This is a genomic window from Pedobacter sp. JY14-1, from assembly GCF_029269825.1.
Lineage (GTDB): Bacteria > Bacteroidota > Bacteroidia > Sphingobacteriales > Sphingobacteriaceae > Pedobacter.
The window spans coordinates 502102-515345 of sequence record NZ_JARJHU010000003.1 but is presented as its reverse complement, the minus strand read 5'-3'; the positions used below and the strand labels follow the sequence as shown (position 1 = coordinate 515345).

Sequence of the window (13244 nt, the reverse complement as noted above, 5' to 3'; positions counted from 1 at the left end):
TAACCTTCCTGAATTCGTCCCGGAACACTAATTCCGGGCCGTCAGCAACCGCCTTTGCGAGGAACACGTTTAAAAATGAGTTTACCATTCCGTTCTGCATACTCGCACCATACGATCGGATATGAATATTTGGGCGCGTGCGATACGGTACGGCTCTTTATAACTATTTTATCGTCAACTTTCAGGCTTTCCAATTGCTTAAGCTGAGCCTTTTCCGGATCAAATTTTACAATATAATCATCACCGTCAATCCTGGCCATCACACCAAAACCTAACCTTGATCCCGACGGAAGAGAAAGCGAGGTAACCACGGCCTCCATATTGCTAAATGCATTGATGCGCCCCCTTATTTTGGCAGTACCGGCAAGCACTTTTTCACCAGCCGCAGACGCCCTCCATGCCTTGTACTTAATCCCATCAGGGCCAGCTTCCCATTTTTTCAATGCAGCTTTACTTTCCTTTTTAGCCGCTTCATTTTTAATTTCACGATTGGCAAATACCAGTCCGCTTACCACAACCAGTAGTAAGATCAGCGCACAGATGATTTTTTTCATATTTTTTCAGGTTTAATAAATAGCATCGATTCTTCCGATGGATACAACGAAGCTACTTTGATATTTTCTGGCGCAGCGAATCTGGATTGTAAATAAAAATGTAAATACCTGTAAATAAATCTTAAATCGCATTGCTGAGCAGCCAGGATTGTAAATAAAATTCCAAACTTTGTAAACAAAATCCTGACCTTATGCGTAATCGCCTAAACCTTCTTCCCGGGAAACGCAAGTACCTGTTCGTATGCATACTGCTGTCGTTTATCGCTGTAGCCGGTGTGGCTTTCAGTATGACCGGCGACGACGGCTTTGCTGTCGCCAGAAGGGAAGTCTTGCTCCGCAGGATCGGACATGAACTGCTTTTACAGTCTCGCGACAGTACATCCAGGGTACTTCCTGTAGAAAAGATCTCCGAAAATGAATACCGGATCAGCTTTGAACACGAGCTTACTTTTCAGCCAGACTCCCTGGTAAATACCACCCGTCGTTTGCTGGCGAAAGATCCACTCGCACTTGATTATGTAGTTAACGTGCTGAAGTGTGACAAGGCTGATGTAGCTTATGGATTCGCTATATCCAGGAATAAGAAAGATGATATCGTAACTTGTCAGCGCAGAGTGCAACCCACCGCATGCTACATCATCTCGGTTAAATTCAAACCGGAAGAAATGACTATAGCAAAGAACAGATATCTGCTGGGCGGCTTGCCGCTTTTAGCGTTTGTCGGTTTTATTATTCTGAGGTCGGTCAAACCGCGCGGTGTGTTAAAAACTGGCCGGTCTACTGACAAGTTCCCTTTAGGATCAATCATGTTTGATGCACAGGAAAGACAGCTGGTCATCAACAATGAGACGACAGACTTGACGGACACTGAAGCCCGGCTGTTGCGAATTTTTGCATCTTCTCCAAATGAGGCCATTGACAGAAGCCGGCTGCAAAAAGAGATCTGGGAGGATGAAGGTGTGATCGTGGGGCGCAGCCTGGATATGTTCATTTCAAAACTCAGGAAGAAGCTGGAACCAGATCCGGACGTCAACATTGTTGTAATACGTGGTAAAGGGTATAAGCTGGAACTGAAGAATACCAGAACCTGACAGAACGTTTCTAAATTGCAAACATATTCCTGCTGAAGGTTAGTTTATGGTAAGTTTGACGCCTAATCAAATTAAAGATGTCAAAAACGAAACTTACCATCAATAATAACGGTTCAGTGAAAATAGAAGGCGATTTTGAAATCGTGGACAGAAATGGGAATGCTTACGGCTTGCAGGGCCGTACGGTTTTGTCCATTTGCCGTTGCGGGCTTTCTAAAAATAAACCTTTTTGCGATGGATCGCATAACGGCCATTTCGAGCACGAAGCAATAGCCTTTGACCTGCCGCCAAAAAAAGCTTAGTCCTATTCAGCGGGAAACCCATTGTTAAGTTATTGTAAATAAGCAGTTCAGGCTCAATTCAGGCATAGATATTGTTTTTATTTCAATACCTATGAAAACGAGATTATTGACTGAAAAACTGCCTGAAGTATTGGACTATGCCTTAGCAATCGTCATCAGTTCCGTGCCCGGATTTGCTGAAGCCGACAGTGGTACTAAAGCACTCTATCAATCGATCACCAAGGAATTGCTGTCCCAGGAGTTAAAATCCAGGAAGGCGTTTGCGCGCAGGAACCTGCTTTTGCTTACCGGTAAGCAAAAGCAGCGTACTCTGAAAGCTACAGCCTAAGCTGACACCCAACGGAAAGACCGTTACTTCGTCACCCGGATCACCCCTTTCATCACCATATAGTGCCCTGGATAAGTACAGATAAACGGATAAGTTCCCGGCTGCTTTGGTGCAGTAAAGTAAATCGTATCCGACTGGCCTGGCTGAAGCAAAACCGTATGCGCCAATACTTTAGGGCTTTCGGGAACGAAATTGTATTTTTCGCCGTCCAGTCCCATTTTCATCACTAGCTCTCCCACTGCATTTCCTGAGGCCGGCGCCGCGAGTACAAAATTGTGCAGCATATCGTCACTGTTGGCAAAGGTTAGCTGGATTTTTGCCCCAGCTTTGACACTGATACTTTCCTTATCAAATTTCAGCCCTGGCCTGGTGCCCAGTGTGATGACCTGGTCCGGGCCTTTCGCCCAGCTTTCCGGCTGTTTGGTCATATGTTTTTCCGGCGAACGGCTTCCTTTTGGCGCCGGGCCGGAATTTGCCGGTGATTTCCCGTTCATCGTATGACCCATCGCCATGTGGTCGTGCTCCATCTTACCTACAGGTTGATTGCCCGGACTCAGTACGATTTTATCGCCGTCCGGAATCTGATTCAGGGTATAAAAGCCATAATTGTGCAACAAGGGGATTTTACTGCCTTCGGTACGCAGTCCTTCAGCACTGATTTCATGGATGTATCCCGCTTTCAGGCTGTCCAGTACCAGGCGTACGCGTTTGCGGTCAGCAGATACCACGACGCCTTTAAGGCTGCGCGGGCTTTGGTCAATGACCGGGCTGCCGTAAATGTGGTGGTACTTGTAAGTGAAGGTTGACAATTTCCATGAAGCCGCATTGCGGGCCGACTGTTCATCTACCGGCATGGTAAATTCCAGTTCAAAGCCGTCTGGCTGTGCTTTAACGGTTTGGATCTCAAAAGGAACGATTCCGGACCAGGTTAGCCTTTGCAGCCCGTATTCTTCCTTGCCTGTAGAGGACCATCCCCTCGAAGTCATGCCGACCAGCATACTGCCGTCAGACCCCCAGTTCATCCTTAATATACCGGAAGAGAATCCTTCACGGAAAGGAAAGACCATACCTTGGTAAACGCCCTTTACTTTTTCGAGTGAAATCCTGTTGATCTTACTCTGCGACTGGTCACCCACAAAAAGCTGCCCTTTAAAGGGGCCCATATTGGCATTGTCGGTATAGGTCAGTATCCCGGAGGTGGAATTGCCCATGATGGAGTGTGGTATCCATACACTAGGGGTTTTCAGTCCTGCTACCCGTTTGGCGACTTCGTATTTGGGTTCCCCGGTATCGGGAATATCTCCTTTCCGCAGTTTCACAGGTGAGCCGGGCTGGTCCGCCCAGATGAGCCCTGCAGGATTGCCGACAAAATCCCCTTCGGCTACATGCGTAATGCTGCCTGAACCTACCCAATCACCCTGGTTCTCAGCATAAAAAATATCGCCTTCCGTGTTGAGCGCAAAAGCGGCGGGCGAACGGAAACCTGTAGCAAAAGGCTTCATCTGAAAATCCGGTGTAAACTTGAGCATCCATCCGTGCCATTTGGAAAGGCTCTCACCGAAACCGATCCAGCCCAGGTTCAGGGTGACGACCATATTGCCTTCCTTATCGAGCATAGGCCCATAAGCATATTCATGGTAATTGCCCGAGAGCGGCCAGGAGTACATTGTCCGGTATTCGTCGGCTTCGCCGTCACCGTCGGTATCACGTAGACGTGTCAGTTCCGCTCTCTGGGTCAGATAGAGGTCTCCCTTGATAAAATTCAGCCCGAGTATTTCGTGCATACCATGTGCAAAAAGCCGGTATTTAGGTGGTTGCCCACCTTTCATATAGGGATTGCTGACGATCCATACTTCGCCCCTGCGCGTGGCTACTGCAAGTTCGTCATTGGGCATAAATGCCATTCCGCCCACCTCCAACGCAATCTCTTTGGGGATTGGAATAGTCGTAATCGGAAATATCTGTCCTTCGGTTTGGGGATTTAATGTGGTTTGAGCATTTGCAGATGCCATGCCCAATGCGATCAGCGCAACGGACAATAAATATTTGGATGGTGTCATGTTCAGGGATTACCAGGTGAGTGAATAACGGACTGATGGCTTGTTTTTGCCCAGGAGAACCAGGAGTTCCTGCCCGTCTTTTGAAGGGCGGATAAAGGCTTTTGCATCTCCGCCCACTTTGACGGCGTACCGTCCTGCATCAACGGAATAAATTCCGTTTTGGTTCACGATACTTTTGCCGGAAGCGATCCGGCAATACAGTTGCTTGTTTCCGCTAAGGCTTATCGTCCGTTCAAATGCATCTCCGGCTACGGTGATCTGGTCTTTGACCGTTGCATCGCCTATGGTGTATTCAAATACCGGCATTTTATTTTTGTCCAGGGTATAGCCTTTGTTCTGCAGGGCATCAAATCCGATAGAATCCGGCCAGGCGGCGTCTTTACCATCAAGTTCTGTTACCGCGGGTGAAGCGGAGAGTACCAGTACGGTTCCCAGGGGCTTGGCCAGCTGTGGCTCACCCCTGTCTTTCCACATTTCGGTCACATCGAGAAAAGCGCCGCGCCATACCTGCAGGAGCGCACCCGTTTTCAGGTCATAAGAATAATTTACCCCGGCAGGGTTACCCACAGAGATCACATGAGTTCGCTTTTTGCCTTCAAACATCAGGTAGCTGCGCATCAGGTAAGGCTTGCTGCCTACGGTCAGGACGTATGGCCCCGGGGCTTGGGCTGCAACATATCCTGCGCAGCACATCAACAAAGAGAGGCACATCACTGCCCTTTTCAAAATGTTCATCTTATGGTTTTATTTGGTCTTTTCAGGCAATACAATCGATTGCACGTAAATATATAAAAAAACATTTCATATGACCTAAGAATCCGTCACACTGAATGTTAACAAAAATCATCTTTCAAATAAAAACTGTAACAGCGGGTATACCCGGCCGTCTAAAATCAAATGAAAAAGCCCTGGCATGTATTTCTGCTAGCGACCACCGCGCTGGCCCTGAGCTTGCCGGTCTATGCACAGCAAAAACCCCTGACGGATAACCCCCTGCGTTCCCGGCTGGATAGCGTCGTTCACCGCGCGGCATGCTGGTATCTGAAGGACAGTGCTGCAAACGGGATCGTACTTGGTGTAATTGAACACGGAATCCCGCATTATTACCGTTATGGAGAAAATGTAAGGGGCACCGGCAAACTTCTGCCCGCCGGGCTGTACTATAATATAGGTTCCGTTGCCAAGACATTCGTTGCCACGGCCCTGGCGCAGGCAGTGATCGACAAAAAAGCAGCCATGAACGACGATATACGAAAATATCTGCCGGGCTCCTACCCTAACCTCCAGTATCAGGGCATTCCTATTAAACTGGTAGACCTGGCCAACCACACATCCGCTTTGCCCGGCAGTTTTCATCAATATTCACAGGCCAGCCTTAACAAATTGAAAGACAAATCGCTTAAAGAGCAGGCAGACTTCTTTTCATTGTACAATCAGGACAGCCTGTTACAGGATTTGTCTGCAATACGGCCCGACACCATACCGGGTACTAAATTCCGATACAACAGTTCTGCCTATATGCTCCTGACACTGATACTGGAAAGAATTTATCAGCAGCCGTACCGGCAAATCATCGACAGTTACCTGCAAAAGCATCTTCACCTTTCTCATATCAAACCCATACTGTCCGGAGCTGAACTCAGGCAATCCGCACAGGGCTACAATAGAAAGGGCGAACCTGTAAACTACATCAACCTGAGCGGATTTTATATCGGACCTAGCATGAATGCCACACTGATTGACATGGTAAAGTACCTGCAGGCGCAGTTGTCAGAAAAAGATGCCGCGATCCGGTTAACCCATCAGCAGACCTTTGGCCGCCGTGACGGCTTCGGCATGGGGCTTGGCTGGATGCTCAACAGCGAAAATGGCCAACGGTACATCTATCACGATGGCAATACCAAGATTGGATTCAATACGCTGATTACCCTATACCCGGAAATTCAGTCCGGCATAGTGATCATCGTCAACGAAACCTCCAGCCAGCAGCGTGTGGGTCAGCTTGAAAATAAGATCAACAGCGGTTTGATCAAATAAAACGCAAAACTGCCCATCATCTGGAAAGAAAACTTTATGAACCTTGGCTTGCGATCAATGCTTTTAAACCATCTGCAAAACGCCTGAGCTTGCTGACGACATCACTTTGAAACGTGTTACTTTCAGGATCAAAACGTCCTTTGATGCCGGAAATAATCAGGGAAGCATCATCGCTGAGCCTTGCCCCCAGTGTCTTCAATAACAAGTGCATTTGTGCATGTCCTTCCCTGCCATCCGCAGAAGCGATAATGATCCCAACTGGCTTTTCGGAAAACACCGTTGTGGCCACACACCACTCCAGCAGGTTTTTCACCCGAGCCGGAATACTGAAAATATATTCAGGAGAGCAGATCACCACGGCATCCGACGCGCTGATGGCGTTCAACAGCACCTCAACCTGCTCAGGTAAACATTCAGTTTTTGAAGGATTAAAATGCGGAAGTAAAGAAAGGTCAACCGCTGTATGCGATTCAAGTTCATTGGCGGTGAGTTTCCGAAAGGTCTCCATCAGCTTATGATTAGATGAATCGTTGCTGGCAGAGCCTATGATAATGAGTACCTTTTTACTCGACTTTCGTAAACCGTTCATCGTAAATTGCCGGCATATTATTTCCGCTGGTTAACGTTCCGGTGGTGTGCAGTTGATTATCTTCAATTTTCAGATTGAATTTTGCCTTCATGTTTTTATAATCCTTATAAGAGGCAAAATCAATGAATTCTTCATAAACTCCATTCTGCAGGCTGTACGGGCCGCCAGCGCAGGAAACAACAAGTTTTTCGTTATTTGCCTGCGGAATGATCCGTTCACTGATCACGATAACCATTCCCGGGGTAAACATTTTTCGCATACTTACAGCAGCGCTGTCGGCTGTGAAAACACTGCCATCGGGATTAGTGACTTTCTGAGATATCGCTTTCCAGGTGCCGGTCAATGTGTTGCCTTGTGCGGGAAGGTCCACTTTGCTGTACCATTCATCGTAAATGGTCGCCGCTCCGTTTGCGCCTGAAAGCGACCCTACGGTATGCATTTTGCCCTTCTCCATCGTGAGCTTGAATCGCACTTTCATGTCCTTGTAACCTGCATAGGAAGCAAACTCTGTAAACTCTTCATAAACATCGCCTTTTATGGAATAGTGACCGCCCGCACAGGAAACCACCAGTTTCTGGTTATCCAACTGCGGTATTTTTCTTTCCCCGATGTTGACGAACATTGTCGGCGTGTACACCTTGATCTGGTTGAGGGCCGCACTGTCAGCAGTCGTGACACCACCCTCAGGATGCGTTATTTTCTGGGATACCAATCTCCAGGTGCCTACGATGTCCGGAGTTTGCGCAGCCGCGCTGCTGGCAATGAATACGATCATAGTGACCGCAAGAGAGAGAAATTTAGCTTTCATACTTGTATCTGGTTTTCCCCAATATAGTCATCTTTATCGAGGAATGCAGCTATAATCTTACATAATGATGCGCCACGCATCCGTCTCGGAAGTCATGGTACTGGGCTATTTCAAAACCGGTCTGGGCTGAGGTGTGGTCGTAGGCCCCATAACCACCAGCTTACCTTCCTTATTGAAACGCATCCGGTCGATAAATACCACCCTGTCGCCGCCCGTAGCAAGTGTCCGGCCATGGTATACACAGAACATCTGTTTCCCGTCCGGAGAAAAAAGGACACTATTGTGGCCGGTGCCGCTTACCACTCCGCCCTGACTGGTATTTTTTTGGAGAACAGGGTTGTTATCGGCCTTCTTAAATGGGCCCAACGGGCTTTTGGATGTGGCATAGCCTATCGCATAGTTGGCCCCGCCAAAATAATTAGCAGAATACATCAGGTAGTAAGTGTTGCCCTTTTTAAACGCAAAGGAACCCTCGGTCCAGCGACGGTTGACTTCCTTTGACGTTACAGAACGGCTTTCCCATTCCGATTGGGGGTCGTTCATTTTCAATGGCGGACGAAGCAGCAACACCGGCTCACCGATCACCCCGCTGAAATCAGGCTTCAGCTCAACACCGTAAACCCAGCTTTCCTCAATTTCATTGAACCACCCTTTTCCCCTGGCCCAATCCGCGACCTCGCTTTTCACCGGGTTCTTATAACAGCACCTGGAATAGTAGAGGTATAATTTACCATTGGGGTCAAAATACACGTTCGCATCGATCACGGGATAACCGGGATCAAATATTGGTTTATCCGAGAGATCAGTAAAGGGTCCCGTAGGCTGATCTGCCACAGCTACCCCAATCTTAAAGTTCTCCAGCTCATTTGTTGGATTAAAGCCCCAGTGCGCGCTATAGAACATATAATATTTGCCTTTGTAAGCATAAACTTCCGGTGCCCAGAAATCCTTAACCCCCCAGGCACCTGGCTTGTTCCCGAAATAGACCTGCCCCTCATTTTTCCAGTTGATCAGGTCTTTTGAAGAATAGGTACTGAACCCATCCTTTGCGCCTCCGCCCGTACCATACATGTAATAAGTATCGCTGGCTTTATCAGAAAGAATATAAGGGTCGCCAAAGGAAACAGGCAGCGGATTTTTATACGTATCCTGCCCGACCGGGAACTGGGCAGACAAATAGGCCGGAAAAAGACAAATCGCAATAAGGAAAACTGAGATCCTGAACTTCATAATATATCTGGTTAAGGTCTTAAAAATAGGAATTAATAGCGCTTTTCGGTGCATCATTTTCATCATTGTCAGAATTTTGCTAAGGGTACTGAAGCTGAGAAAGGCCATGCCCGGACTGATCAAGACAACGTACATGAAATAGCCAACTGGATCAGTCCTAGTTCTTTCGGATCAGTCTTAGCTCATAGATACCGGCCGTAACAAAGCCTTCCTTTGCAACAAACTTAACATTCAGCTTATTGCTGCTGTCTTTGACTGAATCGGGTAACGGATAATCCACCGAATAGAACTTTTCCCCCATCGTCCCGTCCAGAGCGACATGAGCAATTAGTTGTCCATTAACGTAAATACTGAACCTCCGGTCCCGGTCACTGCCATAATAAGTCAGGCGCAGAAACTTTGCTTCATCACCGGGATCACTGAGTTCATAGCTGAACCATTTCCGGGCAGTACGCCAGTGTCTGTCCTGATAAACGCCCGATTCCGTGTCCTCCCCTTTAAAAGAATGGTCAGACTCAGGCTGCTGTTCCCCCGGATAAACCATATCAATGGTGATTTTCGAGAGACTGTCTGTAACACGTTGTTGGTCAGCGAGCTTACTTTTCAGGCTATCCAGTTCTGATTCCGTCTCAACTTGCCAGTAGACGATGTATCTGGAGTCGTGGATCTTGTAAAAGGGTTCAAGTTTCAGGCTTTTATACTTCTCGGGGTAGATTATTGAGGCCGTGCTGAAGGAAAGACCCTGACCAGGTATCTTCTTGATCTGAGCGGCAAGGGGTTTTTGATTGTCCACGAATAATGGCATTTCCTGAAGCGGGACCAGCTTTCCCGAAGCAATATGCCCCATCCTGCTGTCATCGGCAAAGAGGCCTTTCATTTCCGAGGTATCCGTTCTTGCTGCCAGCAGGATAGGCCCATGTAAAACGGCGACATAATTTGAACCGTCAGGCATCTTCTCCTTCCGCGTGTGCATGGGAAGCGTCAGCTCTACAAGATCCCCTTTCATCCATTGGCGGCTAATGGCAACGTAACCGCCGGATTGATTTCCGACGGGAATATTCCTGCCGTTCACACGAATCCTGAGCGCCCCGGGAGCAACCCAGGAAGGATAACGGACATGAAGTGTAAATGCCGTCCTTTGCCCTGAAATCACTTTAAACAGGGTCTTGTCTTCGTCGGGAAAATCTGTTCGCTGCTCGAACATCATACCTTTTTCCTTCCAGTTTAACCTTGAAGGCACAAAAAGGTTAAGGAAAAGCTGATCCTTATCGTAAGCATAGATCAGCTCATGATACTTGGCATGACTTTCCAGCCCTGACCCTACACAGCACCAGAAACTGGTTTCAGGCTGCGAATAAACCCGGTAATGCCCCGGCCGCATTGGTGTAAAGTAAACAAATCCTCCCTTCCCGGGGTGCTGGGAAGAGAGGATATGATTATAAAGGGTGCGCTCATAATAGTCAAGATACCTCGTAGCGCCTTCTGCCTGGTAAAACTGTTCAGTCAGCTTAAGCATGTTATAACTGTTACAGGTTTCTGGACCTTCCACGCTGCTGATCATACCGGAGAAGTCACCTATTGGATTGAAATGCTCCCTGACACTGTTCCCGCCGTTGGCTACACTTCGCTTTCCGACCACTTCATCCCAGAAAAAGGATGCAGCGTTTCCATAGACGGAATCCTGGTTAAGATCCGCTATCCTTTTGAAACCGATTACCTTGGGTATTTGCGTATTGGCGTGAATGCCATTTAGACGGTCCTCTCTCCGGGACAGCGGCTGAAGCAATTCCTGATCAGAAAAACGATAGGCAAGCTTAAGATACTTTTGGTCCCCGGTGATCTCGTAAACATCGGCAAGCACCTCGTTAATACCACCATGCTCAGACTTCAGCATTTTCTGAATCTGCTTGTCGCTGAGTTTCGCAGTAAGCCAGAGAAACCAGTTACTGTATTTGACCAGCATTTCCTTCGCAAGGGAATTTCCCGTATATCGGAAAGCATCCCTGAGACCCGCAAAAATCTTGTGAATGTTGTATAGCGGCACCCATTTGTCATTAAGGCTGAAAGTCCCGGCTTCGATCTTGCCTCCGGAAACCTCCGCCCACAAGGTATCACTTCCTGGAACGCCACCAATATATCCGTTACCACGATGATCCTGGCACCGCTTGAGTTCAGCCAGCATGTAGTTGAACCTTTGTAGTACGCGTGGATCACCTGTCGAAGCGTACATCAGTGCCAAAGCACTAAGGTAGTGCCCGCCGATATGACCGTCTAAACCTGAACCCTCCCAGTTGGGATAAGGATCGGCTTTTGGTGGCAATCCTGCCTCGCGCAGATAGGGTGCCAGCAGGCGATCCGCATTTAAAGCAAGCAGGTAATCCATGTCCGTTTGCTGCGCCCTTTTGAAAACCCCATCCAGCAAGGTTACATCATGGGCGCTAAATAATCGGATCGGCACCTTCTGCTGGCCGGATGCCAGCAAAAAGGAGATCGAACAACAAAAAAACACAAGCCTGAATTTCATACCACAAAACATTGATCAGATTCAGTTACCAAAACCTTACATAAAGCGCAGCAATGATCAGAATGGTGACCAGGATCAGTACCGATGTCGATTTTTTCACCCTGAACATTTCCGGATCCAGTTCAAACGCCTTCGGATTCACCTTAGGTCCCGCCAGGCTCATGCCCACCATGATGATCATCGTGAACAGAAATGATAAGCCCATGCAGATATGGAACGGGATCTCGAAGCCACCTGCTCCGTTAGGATATGCAGTATAAAGGAACGTTTCTTTACCCAGCATGGATGGAGCGAGCTCATTGAAGAAAACAGAAAACAGGAATCCCGCCAGCACACCGGCAATCGCGGCGTTTCCGGTAGTCCGCTTCCAGAACATCCCAAGGATGAACATCGCAAATACACCAGGGCTGATGAAACCTGTATATTTCTGGATAAATGTAAAGCCTCCCTCGCCTCCGATGCCCAGCAAATCATCCCAGGTGAACAAGACAGCCAGGATCATGCCCGCAACCACGGTAAGGCGACCGGTCACAACCAGGTTCTTTTCCCCCGATCCCTTGCTGAGGTATTTAGAGTACACGTCAAGCGTGAATATCGTAGAAATACTGTTTACCTTTCCGGCGAGCGAGGCAACGATCGCCGCCGTCAGCGCAGCAACCGACAGGCCTTTAAGTCCGGTAGGCAGGAATGTAAGCACGGCCGAATAGGCGCCGTCCTTCCCCCCGATCAGCTGGGGCAGATGCCCGCCCTGATAAAGTACATAGGCGGCGATACCAGGAAGCATAACAATCAGCGGCATGAGCAGCTTTAGGAAGCCTGCGAACAAGATACCGGTACGGGCAGTATGGAGATCTGCCCCAAGCGCACGCTGGGTAATGTACTGGTTACAGCCCCAATAATTCAGGTTAATGATCCAGATGCCTGCCAGGTACGATGCAAGTCCCGGAAAGGTAAGGTATTTACTGATTTCATGCTGAGACGATGAGGCGTCCGGCTTGGGAATGATCATCCGGAAATGTTCAGGGGCACGCTCAAGCAGGACATTAAATCCGGCGAGCGCACTGTTCCCCACCCCGAACTTTTCAGCGACCACTGACAATGCGATATAGGTGGTCACCAGACCACCAAAGATCAGGACAGCTACCTGGATCACATCCGTATAAGCGACAACCTTCATGCCTCCAAGGGAAATCACCAGGGCGAATACGGCCAGACCGACCATGATCAGGTGTAGATAGCCTCCGCCCATGAGCCCATTGATGGCGACGGCACCCAGATAAAGAATGGACGTCAGATTGACGAAAACATACAGAAAAAGCCAGAATACTGCCATGATCAATGCCACAGACTCGTTATACCTGGTTTTCAGAAACTGCGGCATGGTGTAAATCTTGTTTTTGAGGTAGACTGGTATAAACCAGACGGCCACAATAATCAGAGCGATAGCAGCGATCCATTCGTAAGCGGCGACGGCTATACCGAGAAAGAACCCTTCTCCACTCATCCCGATGAATTGCTCTGCCGAGATATTGGAAGCGATCAGGGAGGCCCCGATCGCCCACCAGGTCAACGTACCCTCAGCGAGGAAAAAGGCCTTGGCGTCGTGCTCATCCTTCTTGCGCTTACGGTAAACATAATACCCGTAACCGGACACAATCAAAAAATAAATGATAAATACTACATAATCTGTAGTCGTTAAACTCCTATTCATACAATATTTG

At 48.2% G+C, this 13244-nt stretch carries 12 protein-coding genes; 4 read left to right on the top strand and 8 right to left on the bottom strand.

Annotated elements, in window-relative coordinates; translation table 11 throughout:
- Positions 1 to 41: 41 nt before the first annotated feature.
- Positions 42 to 554: a hypothetical protein gene (locus P2W84_RS08305; protein WP_276089657.1), complete on the bottom strand. Its 513-nt coding sequence runs from the start codon at positions 552 to 554 to the stop codon at positions 42 to 44.
- Between the two features lie 191 nt (positions 555 to 745).
- Here P2W84_RS08305 and P2W84_RS08300 point away from each other — a divergent pair, with 191 nt between their 5' ends.
- The 3 genes from P2W84_RS08300 to P2W84_RS08290 all read left to right on the top strand — a co-directional run bounded on the left by P2W84_RS08300 (position 746) and on the right by P2W84_RS08290 (position 2275).
- Positions 746 to 1645 carry a winged helix-turn-helix domain-containing protein gene (locus P2W84_RS08300; RefSeq protein ID WP_276089656.1) on the top strand — a complete coding sequence of 300 codons (900 nt, stop codon included), beginning with the start codon at positions 746 to 748 and terminating at the stop codon, positions 1643 to 1645.
- A 77-nt stretch (positions 1646 to 1722) separates the two neighbouring features.
- Entirely contained in the window at positions 1723 to 1947 is a 225-nt protein-coding gene (locus P2W84_RS08295; RefSeq protein WP_276089655.1) for a CDGSH iron-sulfur domain-containing protein, read from the top strand.
- Positions 1948 to 2038: 91 nt separating this feature from the next.
- Positions 2039 to 2275 (top strand): hypothetical protein, encoded by a 237-nt coding sequence (locus P2W84_RS08290; protein ID WP_276089654.1) that lies wholly within the window; start codon positions 2039 to 2041, stop codon positions 2273 to 2275.
- A 23-nt stretch (positions 2276 to 2298) separates the two neighbouring features.
- Here P2W84_RS08290 and P2W84_RS08285 read toward each other — a convergent pair whose 3' ends face one another.
- Positions 2299 to 4335, bottom strand: a complete 2037-nt coding sequence (locus P2W84_RS08285; protein WP_276089653.1) for a plastocyanin/azurin family copper-binding protein — start codon at positions 4333 to 4335, stop codon at positions 2299 to 2301.
- 9 nt (positions 4336 to 4344) lie between these two features.
- The gene (locus P2W84_RS08280) at positions 4345 to 5070 is read right to left on the bottom strand and encodes a hypothetical protein (protein WP_276089652.1); all 726 of its coding nucleotides are present in this window, start codon (positions 5068 to 5070) and stop codon (positions 4345 to 4347) included.
- A gap of 162 nt (positions 5071 to 5232) precedes the next feature.
- Between P2W84_RS08280 and P2W84_RS08275 the strand changes: the two genes are divergently transcribed.
- Positions 5233 to 6372, top strand: a complete 1140-nt coding sequence (locus P2W84_RS08275; protein WP_276089651.1) for a serine hydrolase domain-containing protein — start codon at positions 5233 to 5235, stop codon at positions 6370 to 6372.
- A 34-nt stretch (positions 6373 to 6406) separates the two neighbouring features.
- Here the strand turns inward: P2W84_RS08275 and P2W84_RS08270 are convergent, their stop codons facing one another.
- From P2W84_RS08270 to P2W84_RS08250, 5 genes are all read right to left on the bottom strand, one after another.
- The gene (locus tag P2W84_RS08270) at positions 6407 to 6961 is read right to left on the bottom strand and encodes an NADPH-dependent FMN reductase (protein ID WP_276089650.1); all 555 of its coding nucleotides are present in this window, start codon (positions 6959 to 6961) and stop codon (positions 6407 to 6409) included.
- A complete protein-coding gene (locus tag P2W84_RS08265; protein ID WP_276089649.1) occupies positions 6936 to 7769 on the bottom strand; it encodes a hypothetical protein in 834 nt (277 codons plus the stop codon). Before P2W84_RS08265 ends, P2W84_RS08270 begins: the two co-directional genes overlap by 26 nt.
- A gap of 105 nt (positions 7770 to 7874) precedes the next feature.
- Entirely contained in the window at positions 7875 to 8999 is a 1125-nt protein-coding gene (locus tag P2W84_RS08260) for a glycoside hydrolase family 43 protein (RefSeq protein ID WP_276089648.1), read from the bottom strand.
- Positions 9000 to 9156: 157 nt separating this feature from the next.
- Positions 9157 to 11523 carry a glycoside hydrolase family 127 protein gene (locus P2W84_RS08255; protein WP_276089647.1) on the bottom strand — a complete coding sequence of 789 codons (2367 nt, stop codon included), beginning with the start codon at positions 11521 to 11523 and terminating at the stop codon, positions 9157 to 9159.
- A 25-nt stretch (positions 11524 to 11548) separates the two neighbouring features.
- Positions 11549 to 13234 carry a sodium/sugar symporter gene (locus P2W84_RS08250; protein ID WP_276089646.1) on the bottom strand — a complete coding sequence of 562 codons (1686 nt, stop codon included), beginning with the start codon at positions 13232 to 13234 and terminating at the stop codon, positions 11549 to 11551.
- Positions 13235 to 13244 lie beyond the last annotated feature (10 nt).

What these genes read in the sequence shown, in the direction of transcription:
- P2W84_RS08305 (WP_276089657.1), bottom strand. Translation starts at nt 554, where the DNA reads ATGAAAAAAATCATCTGTGCGCTGATCTTACTACTGGTTGTGGTAAGC.
- P2W84_RS08300 (WP_276089656.1), top strand. Translation starts at nt 746, where the DNA reads ATGCGTAATCGCCTAAACCTTCTTCCCGGGAAACGCAAGTACCTGTTC.
- P2W84_RS08295 (WP_276089655.1), top strand. Translation starts at nt 1,723, where the DNA reads ATGTCAAAAACGAAACTTACCATCAATAATAACGGTTCAGTGAAAATA.
- P2W84_RS08290 (WP_276089654.1), top strand. Translation starts at nt 2,039, where the DNA reads ATGAAAACGAGATTATTGACTGAAAAACTGCCTGAAGTATTGGACTAT.
- P2W84_RS08285 (WP_276089653.1), bottom strand. Translation starts at nt 4,335, where the DNA reads ATGACACCATCCAAATATTTATTGTCCGTTGCGCTGATCGCATTGGGC.
- P2W84_RS08280 (WP_276089652.1), bottom strand. Translation starts at nt 5,070, where the DNA reads ATGAACATTTTGAAAAGGGCAGTGATGTGCCTCTCTTTGTTGATGTGC.
- P2W84_RS08275 (WP_276089651.1), top strand. Translation starts at nt 5,233, where the DNA reads ATGAAAAAGCCCTGGCATGTATTTCTGCTAGCGACCACCGCGCTGGCC.
- P2W84_RS08270 (WP_276089650.1), bottom strand. Translation starts at nt 6,961, where the DNA reads ATGAACGGTTTACGAAAGTCGAGTAAAAAGGTACTCATTATCATAGGC.
- P2W84_RS08265 (WP_276089649.1), bottom strand. Translation starts at nt 7,769, where the DNA reads ATGAAAGCTAAATTTCTCTCTCTTGCGGTCACTATGATCGTATTCATT.
- P2W84_RS08260 (WP_276089648.1), bottom strand. Translation starts at nt 8,999, where the DNA reads ATGAAGTTCAGGATCTCAGTTTTCCTTATTGCGATTTGTCTTTTTCCG.
- P2W84_RS08255 (WP_276089647.1), bottom strand. Translation starts at nt 11,523, where the DNA reads ATGAAATTCAGGCTTGTGTTTTTTTGTTGTTCGATCTCCTTTTTGCTG.
- P2W84_RS08250 (WP_276089646.1), bottom strand. Translation starts at nt 13,234, where the DNA reads ATGAATAGGAGTTTAACGACTACAGATTATGTAGTATTTATCATTTAT.